We start from the raw sequence: 1,726 nt of genomic DNA, 5'->3' as shown, positions 1-1,726 counted from the left end.
CTCAAAAACCACACAGTGATTCTTTCATCTTGATTGTTTTCGAGACGGAAATCACTGTGTGGTTTTATTTTGAAGCTAGTTTTTGCCCAGCCTCAGATGTTAGCTTTTCATCAATCCACTACAGTTGACAAAGAGCCAAGAAAAAACGCCTCAGAAATATCGCGACGCCTTTAATCTACATCAATATTATTTTTTCATTACTTTATCTATTTCCTGTCTCAATACGCTTTCTAGAGGTCGGTATATTTCTGGACCATCGAATGCAATCACTCTCATTGAAACGTATGTCATGTAGCGCTCCTTTATTTTAATATAATTTTCAAAATCTCGTTGGGACAGTTGACCATCTATCACTAGAGAATATAAATGTGATTCATTTGAGAATGGATCTTCTTTTAGATTCGTAATAACTTCAGCCTCACCATAAGCAGTAAAATCAACTTTAGGAACAATATTTTCTCTTACAATTTTATCTGTCAGTATTCTATCAATATTAAATAGAATTTGCCTATAAGACTCCTGTAATAATGTTTCTGCTATCAGCTTCTTATTCTTCTCTTTTTTCTTGGTGACTTCATCTATTGTGTAATATGTAACTAAAAATAAAATAATAACAACACTAGAGGATAGCACTCCAATTGAAAAATCTGAATTAAATCTGTTAATTTGAATTCCCAATTTAGATGGAAAATCCATGTAATCTATCATAAGTAAAATGATAATAGTAAAAGATACAACTACTAGTAATTTTTTTAATTTTAACATTATAATACCTCAAAAATTGGCCTGTAATTTATTATACCAAAAAAGCAAGCCATTCAGACTGCTTCTAGTAAATATCTTTCCGATGTCCCACCGCAAATATTTCAATCACAATCTCGTCATCGTAGATATTTGCCAAGATACGATAATTCCCAACCCGATAACGCCATTCTCCAGAGTGGTTGGCGGTTAAACCTTTGCCATACTGGCGAGGATTTGATGTATTTTCCAAGTTTTTGTCAATCCAATATAAAATGGTTGACCGAGTGAAAGAATCTAATTTTTTGAGTTGCTTAACTGCTTTTTTCGTATAAGTTACTCGATAGCTCATAAACCAAATTCCTTCATGAGTTCTTCGTGTGAAATCCTCACACCGTCATCCTCTGCCATGGCTTGTCGCAATACTTGCAGATCATATTCGTCTTCGATTTTTTCAAGCATGGATTGGCGGGCAAACTCTGAAATGGTCAGTCCATGTAGTTGGATATATTTTTTTATCAGTTCACTGTCTTGATCATTGATACGTAATGTCATTGTTGCCATAACTTTCACCTCTTGAATACTTTGTATTCTCATTTTAATCCTTTATCCCCCTAGTGTCAATTTTTAGTCATCTATATATTCATAAGATAAAAGAAAACACCAACTTAAGCTGATGTTTTCTAGGAGGTTTATGAAAAAGAAAATTTTAGGATGTCTATAGTATACGAGTAACAGCTTAAGTTCTTCTTAAATTTTTCTTACGTGAAACTTAAACAAAGAAATAATTTGTCTTCTAACAAATTCCACAATAGCAATGTTTATTCTTAGAATCTGCTCTGCTATCTCCAAAAAATCCAAAAGCAATTAACTACTTTAACCATAGTCAGGTTAGTGTAAAATAATACTCGGAAAAACGTTTACATGTTTTCAAAATAAAAAAAGTCCTATATCCTAGGAAATGACGAAATAACCCAAAAGGATA

Annotated in this window: 3 protein-coding genes; all 3 read right to left on the bottom strand. The window is 32.6% G+C overall.

Translation table 11 applies throughout. The features are described 5' to 3' along the window. Window positions 1-186: 186 nt before the first annotated feature. The 3 genes from F601_RS0100030 to relB all read right to left on the bottom strand — a co-directional run bounded on the left by F601_RS0100030 (window position 187) and on the right by relB (window position 1,305). A complete protein-coding gene (locus F601_RS0100030) occupies window positions 187-765 on the bottom strand; it encodes a hypothetical protein (protein WP_018163648.1) in 579 nt (192 codons plus the stop codon). A gap of 64 nt (window positions 766-829) precedes the next feature. Next, on the bottom strand, window positions 830-1,093 hold the full coding sequence (locus F601_RS0100025) for a type II toxin-antitoxin system RelE family toxin (protein ID WP_018163647.1): 264 nt from the start codon (window positions 1,091-1,093) through the stop codon (window positions 830-832). Beyond that, on the bottom strand, window positions 1,090-1,305 hold the full coding sequence (relB, locus tag F601_RS0100020; protein ID WP_018163646.1) for a type II toxin-antitoxin system RelB family antitoxin: 216 nt from the start codon (window positions 1,303-1,305) through the stop codon (window positions 1,090-1,092). Before relB ends, F601_RS0100025 begins: the two co-directional genes overlap by 4 nt. Between the last annotated feature and the right edge of the window lie 421 nt (window positions 1,306-1,726).

The sequence above is a fragment of the Streptococcus henryi DSM 19005 genome, assembly GCF_000376985.1.
GTDB lineage: Bacteria > Bacillota > Bacilli > Lactobacillales > Streptococcaceae > Streptococcus > Streptococcus henryi.
This window is presented reverse-complemented; position numbering and strand designations above follow the sequence as displayed.

Coding starts and splice junctions, on each gene's coding strand:
- F601_RS0100030 (WP_018163648.1), bottom strand. CDS start 765: ATGTTAAAATTAAAAAAATTACTAGTAGTTGTATCTTTTACTATTATC.
- F601_RS0100025 (WP_018163647.1), bottom strand. CDS start 1,093: ATGAGCTATCGAGTAACTTATACGAAAAAAGCAGTTAAGCAACTCAAA.
- relB (WP_018163646.1), bottom strand. CDS start 1,305: ATGGCAACAATGACATTACGTATCAATGATCAAGACAGTGAACTGATA.